General features: G+C 71.4%; 12 protein-coding genes and 1 pseudogene. 6 read left to right on the top strand and 7 right to left on the bottom strand.

The window, feature by feature from the left end; translation table 11 throughout:
- Positions 1 to 31: 31 nt before the first annotated feature.
- Complete coding sequence (locus ACWCQ1_RS30355) at positions 32 to 682, top strand: hypothetical protein (protein ID WP_358602740.1); 651 nt, start codon at positions 32 to 34, stop codon at positions 680 to 682.
- Here the strand turns inward: ACWCQ1_RS30355 and ACWCQ1_RS30350 are convergent.
- Positions 663 to 2,738, bottom strand: a complete 2,076-nt coding sequence (locus ACWCQ1_RS30350; RefSeq protein ID WP_451027816.1) for an alpha-galactosidase — start codon at positions 2,736 to 2,738, stop codon at positions 663 to 665. The genes ACWCQ1_RS30355 and ACWCQ1_RS30350 overlap by 20 nt on opposite strands.
- Positions 2,739 to 2,823: 85 nt before the next feature.
- On the opposite strand from ACWCQ1_RS30350, the gene ACWCQ1_RS30345 reads away from it, so the two are divergent.
- The 4 genes from ACWCQ1_RS30345 to ACWCQ1_RS30330 all read left to right on the top strand — a co-directional run bounded on the left by ACWCQ1_RS30345 (position 2,824) and on the right by ACWCQ1_RS30330 (position 6,527).
- The gene (locus tag ACWCQ1_RS30345) at positions 2,824 to 3,873 is read left to right on the top strand and encodes a LacI family DNA-binding transcriptional regulator (protein WP_358602734.1); all 1,050 of its coding nucleotides are present in this window, start codon (positions 2,824 to 2,826) and stop codon (positions 3,871 to 3,873) included.
- 76 nt (positions 3,874 to 3,949) lie between these two features.
- Positions 3,950 to 4,420 carry a hypothetical protein gene (locus ACWCQ1_RS30340; protein ID WP_358602732.1) on the top strand — a complete coding sequence of 157 codons (471 nt, stop codon included), beginning with the start codon at positions 3,950 to 3,952 and terminating at the stop codon, positions 4,418 to 4,420.
- 103 nt (positions 4,421 to 4,523) lie between these two features.
- Positions 4,524 to 5,651, top strand: a complete 1,128-nt coding sequence (locus ACWCQ1_RS30335; RefSeq protein WP_133049325.1) for a PP2C family protein-serine/threonine phosphatase — start codon at positions 4,524 to 4,526, stop codon at positions 5,649 to 5,651.
- A 90-nt stretch (positions 5,652 to 5,741) separates the two neighbouring features.
- Positions 5,742 to 6,527, top strand: coding sequence for an SAM-dependent methyltransferase (locus tag ACWCQ1_RS30330; RefSeq protein WP_358602729.1), 786 nt, complete (start codon positions 5,742 to 5,744; stop codon positions 6,525 to 6,527).
- A gap of 10 nt (positions 6,528 to 6,537) precedes the next feature.
- Here ACWCQ1_RS30330 and ACWCQ1_RS30325 read toward each other — a convergent pair whose 3' ends face one another.
- From ACWCQ1_RS30325 to ACWCQ1_RS30310, 4 genes are read right to left on the bottom strand one after another with little or no spacing between them, the layout of a single operon-like run.
- Positions 6,538 to 9,198, bottom strand: coding sequence for a carbohydrate-binding protein (locus tag ACWCQ1_RS30325; RefSeq protein ID WP_451027815.1), 2,661 nt, complete (start codon positions 9,196 to 9,198; stop codon positions 6,538 to 6,540).
- Between the two features lie 27 nt (positions 9,199 to 9,225).
- A complete protein-coding gene (locus tag ACWCQ1_RS30320) occupies positions 9,226 to 10,092 on the bottom strand; it encodes a carbohydrate ABC transporter permease (protein ID WP_358602724.1) in 867 nt (288 codons plus the stop codon).
- A gap of 8 nt (positions 10,093 to 10,100) precedes the next feature.
- A complete protein-coding gene (locus tag ACWCQ1_RS30315) occupies positions 10,101 to 11,027 on the bottom strand; it encodes a carbohydrate ABC transporter permease (protein ID WP_451027814.1) in 927 nt (308 codons plus the stop codon).
- Positions 11,024 to 12,343, bottom strand: a complete 1,320-nt coding sequence (locus tag ACWCQ1_RS30310) for an ABC transporter substrate-binding protein (protein WP_358602718.1) — start codon at positions 12,341 to 12,343, stop codon at positions 11,024 to 11,026. Before ACWCQ1_RS30310 ends, ACWCQ1_RS30315 begins: the two co-directional genes overlap by 4 nt.
- Positions 12,344 to 12,434: 91 nt before the next feature.
- Between ACWCQ1_RS30310 and ACWCQ1_RS30305 the strand changes: the two genes are divergently transcribed.
- On the top strand, positions 12,435 to 13,481 hold the full coding sequence (locus ACWCQ1_RS30305; protein ID WP_133049319.1) for a LacI family DNA-binding transcriptional regulator: 1,047 nt from the start codon (positions 12,435 to 12,437) through the stop codon (positions 13,479 to 13,481).
- Between the two features lie 10 nt (positions 13,482 to 13,491).
- Here the strand turns inward: ACWCQ1_RS30305 and ACWCQ1_RS30300 are convergent.
- Together ACWCQ1_RS30300 and ACWCQ1_RS30295 are read right to left on the bottom strand one after the other, a co-directional pair.
- Positions 13,492 to 14,045 (bottom strand): annotated as a pseudogene (locus tag ACWCQ1_RS30300) (DinB family protein).
- Between the two features lie 120 nt (positions 14,046 to 14,165).
- Positions 14,166 to 16,097, bottom strand: coding sequence for a glycoside hydrolase family 97 catalytic domain-containing protein (locus ACWCQ1_RS30295; protein WP_451027813.1), 1,932 nt, complete (start codon positions 16,095 to 16,097; stop codon positions 14,166 to 14,168).
- Positions 16,098 to 16,266: the final 169 nt, after the last annotated feature.

Raw genomic sequence — 16,266 nt, 5'->3', positions numbered from 1 at the left:
CCCGGTCACCGGGCCGGCGTACGGCGGCCCGGTGAGGGCGGGTACCGGGCGCGAGCGGCTGCGGTTCGAGGGATGGATCGCCGGGATCGGGACCGCCTCCGGAACCCGCGTGGTGCTCGGGCACTGGGCGCGGTCGCCGTTCGGGATCTTCAGCGACGTGATGCTCGAACGCCCCGACGGACATCGGCTGTTGCTGGCTCCCTCGGGTCGGACGGCCGACTTCATCGCCGACACCTATGTCTTCGACGAGGTTCGGGTCGTGCCGGTCGACGTGTCCGTCGCGGACGGCACCTGGACGGTCCTCGCGGGGCCTCTGGAACTGCGCTTCACCACGGGCCGGCGGAGTGCCGTGGGGCTTCTCCTCCGTGCCGCGCCCCGTCCCCTGTCGGCCCGGCCGGCCTGGGCCGCGGCCCTCGTGCTGCCCGCTCTGCTGCTGGGCGTCCGCACCCGCGGGAGCGCGGGGGCCGGGCGGCGCGAGTGGTACGGCGCCCACGACCTGCACCTGATCGCGTCGGCCACCGCCACGTACGGGGGTGAACCGCTCGGCCGCCTCGCCCGGGTCGATCCACCGGTCAGGTTCGGGTTCGGTTCCACCCCGCGCACCCCCTGTCTGGTACGGGTCACCACGACGGTGGAGGTCGAGCGCGGGGCCGGTGACCGATTCACCGGGAAGGCGAACTGAGGCGCAGGAGTACGGCGGTGCCGGGGCGCGGCAAGGTCACGCTGAGCTCCCCGTCGGGCGCGTCCCAGGTCGCGGTGGCGTCGGCGGTGGAGGGGTAGAGCACCGTGGGGCGGACGTCCGCGCCGCGCAGAGGGGCGAGCGGGAGCGTGCGCGTGGGACCGTCCGTGACCGCTTCCCGACGCCACACCACGACCCAGGTGTCCGTGTCGTCGTGCCAGCCGTAAGCGATCCACTCGTCCTCCCACGCGGGCAGCCCGAGCGGCCAGAACGGGAGGCTGTCCGGGATGCGCGAGCGGAGGTCCTTGTAGACGGAGATGCCGGCGCGGACGAGGTCGAACTGCTCCGGGTTCATACGGTCGAGGAAGCCGGACAGATGGATGCGGCCGGGCAGGGCGCCGGTAAGGGTGAAGGCGATCTCGTCCTGGGTGAACCGCGGCTGCGGATAGGCCCATACGGCGGCCTGCTCGGGGGTCACCGCGGTGGCGGCCGCGGCCGCGATGGGCGGATACCGCAGCGGGTCCTGCTGGTCACTGGTGGACTGCAGCTGTACGACGGCGAGTTGGGCGTAGTCCATGCGCAGCCCGCCCGAACCGCAGTTTTCCAGGATCAGCCGGGGATACCGGTCCAGCAGGGAGTTCAGCCAGTCGAGGTGGGCGCGATGGTGGCCCAACAGCCCCGCGCCGGCGCTCTCGTCGCCGTTCTCCGTGCCCGGCCCGGCGTTGATGTTGTAGTCCAGCTTCAGATAGCCGACCCCCCACTCCCCCACGATCCGGTCGACGACCCGGTCGAGGTGGGCGCGCGCGGCGGGGTGGCGCAGGTCCAGGTGGTGGCGGCCGTGCTCGGTGACCCGTACTCCGCCCCGCCGGAAGAAGGCCTCGGGCGGCAGCGTCCGGGCCAACGGGCTGCGCACGCCCACCACTTCGGGCTCCAGCCACAGCCCCGGGGTCATCCCGTGCGCCCTGATGGCCTCCAGGACTTTCTGGATGCCGCCCGGGAAGCGGCTGTCGGAGGCCTCCCAGGCACCGACGGCGTCCCACCAGCCCTGCGCGTCGTCGTCGTACCAGCCGGCGTCGATCACGAACACCTCGGCCCCGGCGGCGCTCGCCGCGTCGATGAGCGGAAGGAGCTTGTCGGTGGTCGGGTCGCCCATCAGGGTGTTCATGTAGTCGTTGTAGATCACCGGGAGCGCCGAGTGGTCCGGGTGCTCGCGGCGTATGAGGCGGCGGTAGGCGGTCAGTTCGCCGAACGCGGCGTCCAGGCCGTCGGTCGCGGACCCCGCGAGGACGGCCGGGACCGTGGTGAACTCCTCGCCGGGGGCCAGGACTTGGCGCCACTGGTGGTGGGCGTCGTCGGGTCCGAACAGCGCGAGATAGGCGGCGCCCTCGCGTTCGCCGGTCTCGTGGCGCCAGCCCGCGCTGGACTCGATCTGCCAGAGCCAGGCGCGGCCCGCCGGGTCGGTGAGCCCGGCCGTCGCCAGATGCCGTCCCGTGGACCAACTCCCCTGTGAAAACCGCTCGAAGCAGCCACGCCCGTCGCGGCCATGGGCGGACCGGCTGAGGTCGACGACCTGGTCGCGGAAGGGAGCGGTGCGCCAACGGCATTCGGAGAGCCAGTCGTTGTCCGCCCAGTGCAGGGTCAGCGTGTCGAGGCCACCGCCCGCGACACCGCCGAGCGTCAGGGTGGAGACGCTCTCCAACCGCAGTGCGCTCTCCCCCTCGTTGACCACACGCACCTGCGCCCGTAGGAAGCCGGCGCCGGGACGGGTGCGCAGGCTCACCTCGGCGGCGAGACCGGTCTCGGGGTCCGCGAGTCCGACGACCGCGCACTGCCAGATGCCGTCCTGGACCGTCCGGTGGCCGCGGTAGGTCAGGCGCTCACCGATCGCGGTGTCGATGAAACGCTCCCCCGACCAGGTACGGCCGTGGCCGGTTGCGGTGATCTCCACCAGCGGCAGCAGCCGGTCCCACTCCTCCCCCGGCGCCCCCATCCGCACGGCCCCGGTGGAATCCGCGATCACGTGCAGTCCGAGGACCTCGTGGGACCAGAGGAGAGACATGGCTTCCCTTCCGTTGACAGTCGCACCGGCGGTCACATAGACGGACGCATTGACGATGCGTCATGTGACCGGTCACAATCGTTCCATGGATGTGACCGGTCACACAAGGGCCACCGATCGCGGTCAGGCACCCCGCAAGGCCGCCAGCATTCGCGATGTCGCCCGCGCCGCAGGCGTCTCCTACCAGACGGTTTCGAGGGTCATCAACGCCCATCCGAACGTCCGCGAGGAGACCCGCACGCGCGTCGAGGCGGCCATCGAGACACTGGGCTTCCGTCGCAACGCCACCGCGTTCGCGCTGGCCAGCGGAGTGACCCGGTCGGTCACCGTCCTGACGGCGAACACCACCCTCTACGGCTACGCGGCCACCCTGCAGGGCCTGGAGGAGGCGGCCCGGGCGGCCGGCTACTCGCTGGGCGTCAAGGTGCTGACGCCCGAGGACGACCTGGACCGCACGATCTCCTCGGCCGTGGCCGGCGGGGGCGGTCTGATGGTCATCGGCTTCGACCGGCTCGGCGCGTCGGCGCTGCGCCGGATCCCGGCGGACGTCCCGTGCGCCGCGGTCGTCGAGGCTCCCGCGCACGGCCGGAGGCCTCCCCGCCCGGCCGTGTGGGCCGACGACCGGGAGGCGGCCCGTGCCGCCACCGCGCACCTCCTCCGGCTCGGACACCGGACCGTCCACCACGTCGCGATCCCGACCTCGGTGGGCACCGGCCGCTCCGAAGGACTCCGGGCCCAGGGCTGGCGCGCCGCACTCGAGGAGGCAGGCGTCACCCCGCCCGAACCGCGCGGCGGCAACGGCTGGGACGCGCAGACCGGTTACGACGAGGGAGAGCGACTCGCCGGTGACCCGGAGGTGACGGCGATCCTGTGCGGCAACGACGACCTGGCGCTGGGCGTGCTGCGCGCCCTGCACCACGCCGGCCGGTCGGTCCCGGGTGACGTCGCCGTCATCGGCTTCGACGACGCCCCGCACGCCGGCTTCCTCACCCCGGCCCTGAGCACCGTACGGATGGACTTCCAGGGGCTGGGACGCGACGCCTTCGCCCTGCTGCGCGGCCAGGTGGAGAGCGACTACGAGGCCCCGGCGCCGACCTTCGCCGGTACCGAGCTGGTGGTCCGGGAGAGCTCGTGACGAACGTTCGCGGTGCCTTCGGCGTCTGAGAAGACGGCCGGCACATGAAGCGCCGAGCCGTACGAAAGGGACGCCGATGGTCCGAACTCCGCGCCGCCGTGGCCGTACCGCGTCGGCGGCCGTCTGTCTGGCGCTCGCGGTCGTCGGCTGTTCAGGACCGGACATCCGCAGCGGTGCGCCCCCGCTGAAACTGTGCGGGGTCACCTTCTGGAGCGGCGCCGAAGGGATCGGGACGACCCGTCTCACCCCGTCCACCCGGGGCATGCCCGCCGCCCCGGCCGCCTCCCGGCTTCCCGCCTCGGCCACCCGGCACGACGGCGGCCCGCCGCCCCGGGTCGTCTCCGTCTCCTCCGACTGCTCCCACGGCCGTACCGTCGTCGTCTCCCCCGCGGCCCCCGTGCGGGTGCGGTCAGTGGCGAAGGACGGCGCCGGTCGCGTCCTCGCGCTCTCCCTCGTCCCGGCGAAGCCCGGCCGGTCGGTCGAGGTCCACGTCTACGCCTACGCCGGTACGCGCCCGGCCGGCCAGGTGCTCACCGTCGTACCCTGACGGGACGGGACCGACCCCGGGGCCGCCGCACACGGCGCGCCTCTCGCGCACGGCGGGGTCTGGCATACCGTACGGGGAGATCATCACCTGCCCGGGAGTTCGCATGGCCGCCGACAGCCGACGACGGAAGAGACCCGACGAAGTCCTCGACGCCATCGAGCCGCCGGGCAACGCCGACGTGGTCGTGGGCGCGCTGACGGCGACGCTGCTGGTGGAGATCCTCAGTGCCCTGTCGGGGACCGAGGTGTGGATCCTGGCGCTGCTGGTGTTCCTGCCGAGCACGGCGTCCGCGCTGTGCACGGTCCGCCAGACCGGGTTCGTGGCCGCGTGGACGACCGTCATCGTCGCGATCACCACCGTGCTGCGGGCACCCGCCGGCGGACACTGGCTGGACCGGACCCTGCTGGTCCTGTTCACCCTCGCCCTGTGTGTGACCTCGGTGTACGCCTGCCACCGCCGTGTCCGGCGCGAGGCCGAGATGCTGCGGCTGCGGTCGACGGCCGCGGCCATGCAGCGGCACATCCTGCATCCGCTGCCGCTGCTCACCGAGGACGTGCTGGTCAACGGCGTCTACGAGCCGCTCCAGGAGGACCGGCTGGTCGGCGGCGACATCTACGACGTCGTCGACTCGCCCTTCGGCACCCGGGTTCTCATCGGCGATGTGCAGGGCAAGGGGCTGGCGGCCGTCGGTGCCGCGTTCGCCGTCATCGGCGCCTTCCGCGAGGCGGCCCACCGGGAGCCCACACTGACGGCACTCGTCGACGCCCTGGACGCCTCGGTCGTACGGCACAACTCCTATGCGGCACACACCGGGGACGACGAACGCTTCGTCACCGCGCTGATCATCGGGGTGGACGTCGACACCGAGGTGCAGGCCGTCAACTGCGGGCATGTCCCGCCGTACGTGGTGCACGAGGGCGCGGTCGCCCAGCCGCCGGTGGAGACCGGTGTCCCGCTGGGGCTGGCGGAGCTCGCCGACGAGCCCACCACCGTGAGCTGGTTCGACTTCCCGGAGGGCGCGACGCTGTTGCTGAGCACCGACGGGCTCACCGAGACCCGCGCGGCGGACGGCACGTTCTACCCGGTCGAGGAGCGCCTGGCGAAACAGCTGGACCTCTCCCCCACCGCTCTGCCGCAGACCCTGTACGAGGATGCCCGGGCGTTCGCGGGCGAGGGCGGCCAGCACGACGACATCGCGGTCCTGACCGTCCGCCGGTCGCCACGACTGTGAGCATCGCGAACTGATGGGCGGGGGGCGGTGGTTCGGACATAGGTTGGGACGTGCGTGATCCATGCCCCGGCTCAAGGACGGACCCCGCCCATGACCGACTCCGCCATCGACACCTCGGTGCCGCACTCCGCCCGCATCTGGAACTACTGGCTGGGCGGCACGGACAACTACCCGGTGGACAGGGAGGCCGGCGACGCGTACACCGCCGTCTTCCCCGGCATCGTCACCATCGCCCGCGGCAGCCGTGGCTTTCTGCGCCGGGCCATCACCCACCTGGCCGCCGAGGCGGGCATCCGGCAGTTCCTGGACGTCGGCACGGGGCTGCCGACCGCTCAGAACACGCACGAGGTCGCCCAGCGGATCGCGCCGGAGTCCCGGATCGTGTACGTCGACAACGACCCGATGGTGCTGGCCCACGCCCGGACCCTGCTGACCTCCACGCCCGAGGGCGCGACCGCCTATCTCCACGCCGACGTGACGGACCCGGACCGTGTGCTGGCGGGCGCCGCCGAGACGCTGGACCTCGGCCGGCCCACCGCGCTGGTCCTGAGCAACATCCTGGGCCACGTCGCCGACCACGAGGAGGCCCGCGCACTGGTCACCCGGCTGATGGCCGCGCTGCCGTCGGGCAGTTACCTGTGCGTCGACGACGGCTCACGCGGCATCGACCCGGTCTTCGAGCGGGCCCAGGACGCCTACAACGACAGTGGCGCCGTCCCGTACAACCTGCGCACCGTGGACGAGATCACCGCGTATTTCGACGGTCTGGAGCTCGTCGAGCCGGGCGTCGTCCCGGTCACCCGGTGGCGTCCGGAGCCGGATGACCCGGCCCCGGAGGTGGTCGCCGAACACGGCGGGCTGGCCCGGAAGCCCTAGCCCGCCGGCGTCACCGGCGGATCGTCAGCCAGTCCAGGGCCGCGACATGGGGGCCTCCCTTCGCGACGAGGTAGAGGTCGTGGGTTCCGGTCGCGGTGTGGGGCAGGGTGACCGACTGCTCCTGCCAGGTATCGGGGGAACCCGTGGTGTGCACGGGCAGGGTCGCGGCCAGGGGGCCGTGCGGGGTGTCGAGACGGAGTTGGAGGGTGCAGCCGGTGGCACAGGTGGAGGCGAGGCGGACGGTGAGACGGTCGCCGTTCAGGCTGGTGTGCCGGTAGGCGATCCAGTCGCCGGAGGCCAGCACACCGGTCGCGGCCGGGCCCTGCCGCACCCCGTGCGCGGAGGTCGCCTGCTCGGCCTGGAGGGTGGTGGAGGCGTCGGGGCCGTCGCCGTACAGGCGCAGGTCGTTGACAACCCAGGCGGCGGGGCCGCTCGCGGTCAGGGTGAGGCGGACATAGCGGGCCGTCTGCGTGGGGAAGGCGGCGTCCTGGGTGAAGGAGCGGCCGGCAACCCGTGCGAGGGCGCCGCCGAAGTGGCCGCCGTCGCGGCTGACGGAGACCGTGAAGCCGTAGGGCTGGCCGCTGGTGTCGCGTCCGGCGTCGAGGGAGAGCCGGTCGAAGGTTTTGATCTCCCCCAGGTCGACGGTCAGCGACTGGCCGGGGGCCTGTGAACTCGCCGCTGTCCAGCGGGTGTTGATGTCGCCGTCCACGGCGGCGGAGGCGTCGGTGCCGTCGCTCGCGGTGGCGGTCCAGTCGCCGTGTCGTACGCGCTGCCGGCAGCCGGGAAGGTCGCAGCCGGTCGACCAGACCGGTGCGCCGTACTCGTAGGCGCCGACGTCGGGGGCCGTGCCGCGTACGTCGGTGGTGACGCCGTCGATCGTCTCGCCCGCGTCGATCACCGGTGAACCGGCGGTGGGCCACAGCTCGCCGTTGACGGCGTCGGTGTAACCGGGCTTGTCCGTGATGACGTTGGAGCGGACGACCGGCAGCGGATCGCCCTTCTGGGTCACGCTGACCGGCATCGGTCCCACGATGTTGCTGATGTACGACCCCGAGGCGTCCGTCGCTCCGCTCAGCTGGACCGAGGTGCCGTTGATGCCCACGCCGTAACTGGAGTTGTGGTCCTGGTTGGCGATGCTGGGACCGGTGTGCCCGTTGAAGAAGGTCCCCCGACTGCCGGTGTTCCAGGCGACGTTGTGGTGCAGCAGGAAGTGACCGGAGTAGTTGTCGACATAGAAGCCGACCTGCCCGTCGGCGTCGTGCGAGGTGTTGTGGTCGATCGAGGTGCCGGAGGCGTCGAGGCTGCAGCAGACGTAGAAGGGCGAGCCGTCCCGGGAGGTGCGCATGGCCTCGGACATGTCGTTGTAGGCGATGCGGTTGCCGTGGAACTCGGTGCCGTTGAGCTGCCAGGCCGTGTCGATGGCGGCGCGTCCGGTCCGGCGGATCGTGTTGTGGGTGACCGTGTGGTCGTTGCCGTTGATCTCGATGCCGGGGGTGTAGCTGCCCATCCAGCCGACGTCGTGGATGTAGTTGTTCGTGACCGTGTTGCCGGTGCCGCGAACCAGGACGCCGTCGCCGGCCGACCGGGAGATCTCGCTGTTCTTCAGGGTGTTGCCGGTGCCGAGGATCTGTACGCCCGAATCGAGGATGCGGGAGGCGACGATGTGCCCCTCGAAGGGCGGGATCGCGAGGTCGCCGTCCGGGGGCATGGGGAGGGTGGAGAACTCGGAGATGTACGTGGCGCGCAGTCCGTCGACGACAACTCCCGTACTGGAGACACCCGTTCGCAGGGAGGTGCCCCACAGGTTCAGGCCGCGCACGGTGACATGGGAGCTGCCCGTCAGGTCGACGCCCCACAGACGGTGCTTGGCATACACCGTGTGCCCGGCCATGCCGCCCTTCGGCGGGACCATGTAGAGGCGGTGCACGGTCTTGTCGTAATACCACTCCCCCGGCTGGTCCAGGGCGGCCTTGGAGCCCACCAGGTAGTAGTTGCGGTAGTTCTGGTTGCCCATGCACAGCGGCGGGCAGCGGTAGTTGCCGCCCTTGAAGTCCAGCTTGCCCGGTGCGGTGGCGGTGACCGTGCCGGTCTGCTGGGCCCAGGGATTGGAGCCCGCCCACAGATGGACCGTGGCGCCGGTCCAGTCGGCGTCCGGCAGGTCGGTGTCGTCGATGTGCTGGTCGGTGGAGGTCGGGTCGGCCTCGGCCCAGGTGGTGTTGAGCGGATCCGAGCCGGAGTTGGGCCACCGGCCTTCCGCCGCCCGCTCGTTGTCGAGGAACACGGCGTTGAAGTCGGGGTCGGGCGGCAGGTCGGTGTCGGCGGAGACCAGTCCGTCGCCGGCGTCCTTCCAGCCGGTCACCTTCTCGGTTCCGTCGACGGTGACCGGGCCGTCGCCGTACGCGGCGAGGGTGATCGGCGCGTCCTTGGTGCCGGAGGGCGGGGTGACCTGCTCGCGGTAGGTGCCGTGGTGGATCAGACAGGTGTCCCCGGGGCGGACGCGGTCCAGACAGGCGCCGATGGTGCGCAGGGGGCTCGTCGGGGAGCCGTGCGCCTTGTCGTTGCCCCAGGGGGCCACCTGGTAGGTACGGGCGGGGCCCGCCGCCTGCGCCTGGACCGGGACGGCCAGGAGGGCGGTCACGGCGGCCAGGGTGAACAGATGCCTCGGTCTCATGTGCCGTCTCCAGTCGTGGGTCTCATGTCAGCCTTTCTCCGCTCCGGCCGGCAGCCCCGTGCGCAGGAAGCGCCGCGCGAGCAGGAACCCCAGCAGCAGCGGCGCGCACGCCACCAGGCCGGCGAGCGCGGCTTCCGGCTGGTGGATGTCGAGGTCGGCGAAGCCGCCGGAGTTGTTGACCGCGCCGGTGGACTGCAGCAGGGACATCAGGCCGAGTTGGAGGGTGAAGGTGCGGTCGTCGGAGAGCATGACGAAGGGCAGGAAGAAGTCGGTCCAGCAGCGCACGAACCCGAAGAAGGCGATCAGCGCGATCGCGGGACGGGCCAGCGGCACGGCGACGGACCAGAACAGCCGCAGTTCGCTCGCGCCGTCGACGCGTCCGGCGTCCAGCAGGCTGTCGGGGAGGTTGGCCTGGAAGTGCAGGAAGGCGAGATACACGCCGAACGGGTAGAAGGACAGCGGCAGGATCACCGCCCAGACCGTGCCGGTGAGGTTCACCGCCGACATCTCCAGGTACAGCGGCAGCACCAGGGCGGCCGGGGGCAGGATCATCGTCACGACCGAGAGGGTGAGCAGGGTGCGGCGGCCCGCGAAGTCGTGCTTGGCCAGCACATAGCCGGCCGGTACGCACAGCAGCAGGGCGAGGACGACACTGGCCACGGCGTAGATGACGGAGTTGCCGATCCACAGGGTGATCTCGCCGTCGTTGTACGACATCAGGTGCGACCAGGCGTCGCCGACGTTGCCGAGCGCGCCGAAGCCGAGCGGGGAGCCGGTGGTGAGGTCGTCGGCGGTGCGGGTGGGTGCCAGCACCAGCCACAGCAGGGGCAGTCCGAAGAAGGCGGCGGCGCCGAGCAGGAAGACGGCGCGGGCCGCGCGGGAGACAGCGGTCATCGGTTCCCTCACCGGGTGGCGTACATACGGGTGCGGGTGATCACGATCCAGGCGGCCAGCAGGCCGACCGCGAGCATGGCCAGCGACAGCGCGGCGGCCTTGCCGAAGTCGCCGTCCTGGGTGGCGTAGACGTAGGCGAGCTGGTTGACGGACCAGGTGGGGCTGATCTGTCCGGGGGCGCCGGCGGACAGCACGGTGGGTTCCACGAAGACCTGGCTGCCGGAGGCGAAGCTGGAGATCAGCACGAAGGCGACGTACGTACGGACCATGGGCAGCTTGATGTGCCACATGCTGCGCCAGGCGGAGGCTCCGTCGACCTGGGCCGCCTCCAGGACCTCCCGGGGCAGCGCGGTGAGCGCCCCGTACAGGACGACGATCCAGCCACCGGCGTGCACCGCGACACCCATGACGGCGAGGACGGCGATCAGGCTGGAGCCGGAGAGCGCGTCGGTGGCGCTGTGGACGTCCATCAGCCGCAGCAGCGGCCCGAAGGGGCTGTTGTCCGGGCTGACCATGAACAGCCACAGCAGGGCCGCCGCGGAGCCGGTGACCGCGCCGGGCAGGTAGTACACGAGCTGGAAGGCTCCGGACGCCCTGCCGGGGCGGGCGTGCAGGGTGAAGGCGAGCGAGAGGACCGTCAGCAGCAGGACGGGCAGCCAGAGCAGCAGATACAGACCGACGTTCTGGGCGGCCTCGCCGAGCCGGTAGTCGCCGAGGACGGCCGTCCAGTTGTGCCCGCCGGCGAAGGAGCCCTCGTGGACGAAGGAGGTCCACAGGGCGTATCCGGCGGGCGCGAGCCCGAAGACCGCGAGGAACAGGGTGTAGGGGCCGACGAGGATCCACACGGCTCGGGTACGGCCGCGGTGACCGCGGCGCCGCGACGGGGTCCGCGGGGCTGCCGGCGCCGCGGAGGGGCGGACGGGTGTCAGCGTCATGGGCCGACCGTGTAGTCACTGGTCTTCGCCGCCGCGTCCAGCTTGTCCTGCCAACTGGGCAGCGCCTTGAGGAGGTTGCCGCCGGAATCGGCCGCCTTGCCGACGGTGTCGTTGAAACTGGCCTGCCAGTCGGCCTCGAAGCGGACGGCTCCGAAGCCCGGGCGCAGGGAGTTCGCGGCGCCGGTGAGGGCGGGCATCGGGTCGGAGGCGTAGTAGGAGTCCCGGGACTTGGCCTCGCCCCATTTCCGGGCGGCCGCGGTGAAGGCGGGGTAAGTGGGCTGCTCGGCCTGCAGGGTGACGTCGGTCGTCATCCAACGCACCAGGTCCACCGCCTGTTTCGTACGGTCACCCGCGTGCGCGGAGACGAGGAAGGCGCCGCCGCCGACCTGTCCGGCGTAGGACGTGCTCTCGCCGGGCCAGGTGGGCATGGGGGCCGCCGCGATACGCCCCTTCGGGATCTTGAAGGCGGGGCCGAACATGAAGTCGCCGAACCAGGCGGGGCCCGGCAGCATCAGGACCTTGTTCTCCTTGCCGAACTTGGCGAAGGCGGGGTCGGTGGGGACGACGGTGGTGACCGCCTTGGCCTTGGTGAGGGGCTGGAGCAGGTCGGCGACGCGGGTGCAGGCCGGCTGGGTGAGGTCGATGTGGACCCTGGTGAGGCTGAGCGTGTCGCGGGTGGGGCAGCCGCTGCTGCCGAAGTAGACACCGGCGCCGTACTTGCCGTTGACGGCGCCGACGATGGTGCCGGGATGGTCCTGGGCGGCCTTCAGTCCGGTCTGCTGGTACTGGGCCCAGGTCCGGGGAACGGCATAGCCGTACTGCTTCATCAGCTTGGCGTCGTACCAGAGCACCGTGGGCGCGATGTCGTTGCGCAGGCAGTAGGTCCGGCCGCCGAAGGTGCAGGTGTCCAGGGAGCCGGGGGCGAAGCCGTCGCGGACGGACCGGGGGACGAGGGTGTCGAGCGGGGCGGCGTAGCCGAACCTGTCGCTCGCGAGGGTCGCGGCCTCGGCGGGATTGGCGAGGAAGACGACGTCCGGCCAGCCGGACTTGGTGCGGTTGGCGAGGGAGACTTTGGTGGGGACGTAGCCCGCGTCGGGCGGGATGGTGACGATGCGCATCCTCACCTCGGGGTGCGCCTTCTTGTACTGCTGGGCCGCAGGGGTACGGGTGTTGTCCACCCAGACCAGCAACTCGCCCTTGCCGTCACCGGAGTCGCCGCCTCCGCCGCCGGTGCCGCCGCAGCCGGCCAGTAACAGGGTCACGGTGGCGGCGAGCGCGGCGGCCCGCCAAGTCGGGCCCGGACGCCGTCTCTTCATCGAGAACCACCTACCGCCTCTACGCTGGAGGGTTGGCTTGCGATAGTTTTCGCAATCTGCGACCGCCCCGGAAACGTAGGAGATTCATCCGATGACGTCAACAGTCCGGACAGGATCCGGCGACGCGAGGCGGCGCACGCTGGCCGAAATCGCTGAGGAGGCCGGGGTTTCCGTCTCCACCATCTCCAAAGTGCTGCACGACAGGTCCGATGTATCGGCCGGGACGCGGGCCAAAGTGCAGCGGCTGCTGGAGAAGCACGGATATCTCGCGCGGCAGCGGGCCGCGGCCACGGCGGCTCCGCCCGGCGGCCTGATCGACCTCGTCATCAACGAGTTGGACAGCCCGTGGGCGGTGGAGCTGATCCGGGGCGCGGAGGACGTGCTGCACGAGGCGGGCATGGGACTGGTCGTCTCGGCCACCCACGGCCGGCAGAAGCGCGCCCGCCAGTGGCTCGACTCGCTCGCCACCCGCCCCACGCGCGGCGCGATCCTCGTGGTCCCCGAACTCACCCCCGGGCAGCAGACCGACCTCGCCGGGCTCGGCATCCCGTACGCCCTCGTCGCCCCGATCGACGAGCCCGCGCCCGGCATCCCCTGGGTGGGCGCGACCAACTGGCCCGGCGGCCTCGCCGCGACCCGTCATCTCATCGAGCTCGGCCACCGGCGCATCGCCGTCATCAGCGGCCCCGAACGCCGGCTGACCTCACGCGCCCGCGTCGACGGCTACCGCTCGGCGCTGACGGAGGCCGGCCTGCCCTTCGATCCGGCCCTGGTCCGCTACGGCGACTTCACCCACGCCCTGGCCTACCGACACGCCCTGGAACTCCTGGCGTTGCCCGAGCGCCCGACCGCGGTCTTCGCGGGCAGCGACCATCAGGCGCTGGGCACCTATCGCGCGGCTGCCGAGCTGGGGCTGCGCATCCCCCACGACATCAGCGTGGTCGGCTTCGACGACCTGCCGTTCGCCGACTGGGTGACGCCCCGTCTGACCACCATGCGCACCCCCATCGCCGACATGACGGCGCTGGCCGCGCGCATGGTGCTGCGCCTGCTCGCGGGCCAGGAGCCGGAGACGACCCGGGTGGAGGTGGCGACGGAACTGGTGGTCCGCGAGAGCAGCGGACCGCCCCTGCGGTGACCTGCCGCCGCTACTGGCCCACCCTTCCGTCGACGCACTCCCGGAGCAGGTCGGCGTGGCCGCAGTGGCGCGCGCACTCCTCGATCCTGTGGACCAGCAGTTCCCGGACCGAGATCCCGTCCTTGCCCAGACGCTCGCCCAGATCCGCGTAGGCGGCCAACGCGGCGTCCGTCGCGGCCTGTTCGCGCTCCATCGCGGCGTACGCCTCCTCGACCACGCCCTTGTCGGCGACGGCTCCGTCGAAGTCCCCGTCGGGGTCGCCGTACAGCTTCGGCAGCGGATCTCCGTCGGTGATCCAGTTGCGCCAGGCCCGCTCCGTCTCGGCGAGGTGGCGGATCAGGCCAGGAGCGACATCGACGACGGCGGCACCGACCGGCGGGCCAGTTGCTCCGCGTCCAGGCCCTCGCACTTCATCCGCAGGGTCAGCCGATAGTTCGTCAGATAGTCCTGCAGCGTGCTGAGTTCGCCCTCCGGCCTCGGTCCCTCCCGGGGGTCGTCGTCCGGGTCGGCCCACATGTCGGGGTAAACCGTCGCCTGGCACCATCGCGCGGGTTGCTCAGTCATGCGCCCCATGGTCGTCGGGAAGCCCCGCGCCCGAGAACGCATATACGGGCACGCGTGCTTGCGTCGCCGAGGCCGGCCGACGGCGGCTTTCCTCGCCGTCGGCCGGGCCGGTCGTTCGAGTCAGCGGTAACAGCTGGTGATCCCCGGACGCCACGGGCAGGCGATGCCCGCGAAGCCGCCATTGGCCACGACGTCGACGCTGAGCGTCGCTGTGCCGCGCAGCACCTTCTGGTCCTGGACGAGCCCGTCGGCACCGTCCCGGATCGTCTGCACCAGCCACCGCCCCGGACCGAGGGACAGCGGTACCTGCGCGGTGTGCGCGGCACCCGCGTACACCCCGCCGATGAACCAGCGCTGTCCGCTGCGGCGGGCGAGCACCGCCTCCTGGCCGGGCTGTCCGGCGAGCAGCCGGGTGTCGTCCCAGGCGGCGGGGATCTGCTGGAGGAAGTCACGGGCGAGCGGCCGGGCGTCGTACGACTCGGGGGTGCCGGCGAACATCTGCAGGCCCGACTCGTAGGCGACGGTGAGGCCGACCTCGGCCGCGTCGGAGTCGGGGCGCTGGCCGACGCGCTGGAAGCCGCCGGGGGTGAAGTCCATGGAGCCGATGACGTTGCGGGTGAAGGGCAGGGTGGTGAGGTGGGCCGCGGTGTTGGTGCGCTTCTCCTCGCCGCCGACGCCCTCCAGGGTCATGACCTGCGGCCAGGTGCGCTGGATGCCCTTGGGGATCGTGGAGCCGTGGAAGTCGATCATGAGGTGGTGGGCCGCGGTGTCCTTCAGGACGTCGTCGTACCACTGGAGCATGGACTGCGCCTCGGAGTTCATGAAGTCGATCTTGACGCCCTTGACGCCCCAGCGTTCCAGGGTGGGCAGCCACTGGGCGCGCTGGTCGGCCGTGGCGAGGTCGCGCTGATGGATCCAGACGACGATGCCGACGCCCTTGGCGCGGGCGTACTCGACGAGTTGCGGCATCCAGCTGTCGGTCTGCCAGTTCGGGTCCGTGGTGTCCCACGCGTCGCTCTTGAAGTACCAGCCGGCGTCGACGGCCTCGTAGGGCCAGTGGCGTGCGGCCGCGTAGTCGACGTACGCCTTCTGCGCCGCGAGGCTCTGCCCGGCCTCACGCCCGCCGGCCAGCCAGGTCCACAGGACGGTTCCCGGGCGGATCCAGGAGGTGTCGGCGACCTTGGAGGAGGGGGCGAGGTCGTCGGTGAAGGTGGAGCGGGTGACGGTGGCCAGGTCACCGGTGATCATGGCCCGCCAGGGGGTGGTGAGGGGGCCGGTGGTGCGGACCCGGTCGTCGGCGAGCTTGATCCGGTAGGTGCCGCTGCCCTGGTCGTGGGCGAGCCGGGCGCCGGAATAGCGGCCGGTCAGGTCGGACTCGGCGAGCAGGGTGTAGCCGCCGGCGGTGGAGAAGAGGGCCTGGTCGGAGTACTCGCCGGTGGGGGCCGTGGCGGCGGTGTACTGGTTGAACTGCCCCTCGTTGTCGGCCCGGTAGGTGCCCAGCCAGGCGCTCGCGTCCGAGGGGAGGTTGAAGGCGGAGGTCTCGCCGAGGACGTCGCCGCTTCCGGCGGGCAGGACATAGCGGTAGGCGATGCCGTCGGCCGATGCGCGTACGACGAGGTCGAGGCGGGCGCCGACGGGCGTGGCGAAGGACAGCCGGGTCTCGTTCATCCGGACCCGGCGGTCCAGGCGCTTGCCGGACTTGGTCCGGTAGTGCTCGTCGACCAGCCGGTCGGTGCGGTGCAGGAAGCGCAGGTCCTTGGAGAAGTCGGCCTGTTCGGTGAGGATGCCGACGGGCGAGGGCTCGATGACCGTACGGCCCTCGCGGGACACGGACAGGCTCAGCGCGCCGGTGGAGTCGTCGAGGGAGACCCGTGCGTGGGGTGCGTCGTGCGCGGTGGCGGACAGGGACCAGACACGGGCGCGCTGTGCGGTGTCCTGCTCCGCCCGCGCGGGTGCGGTCAGACACAGTGCGGCCGCCAGGCCGGCGCACAGTGCCGTGACCGTCGTTCTCAACCCCAGCGGCAAGCGCTTCCCCGGCTGCGAGGTCATCATCGTCCTCCAGACTGACGGTTCATGGATACATCGGGTGTATGGCGAACCTAGGCGGACTGTATTTCACCTGTCAACGGTCCTCCCAGGCAGGCACCTTGTCCAATAGTGCCTAGTTACAAGCGAATTCGCCCGCCAATCACATCCACAACCACTGTCCAATATCTTGACT

This window comes from Streptomyces sp. NPDC002144 (assembly GCF_053593695.1).
The sequence above is the reverse complement of the archived record's forward strand: the minus strand, read 5'-3'. Positions and strand labels throughout refer to the sequence as shown.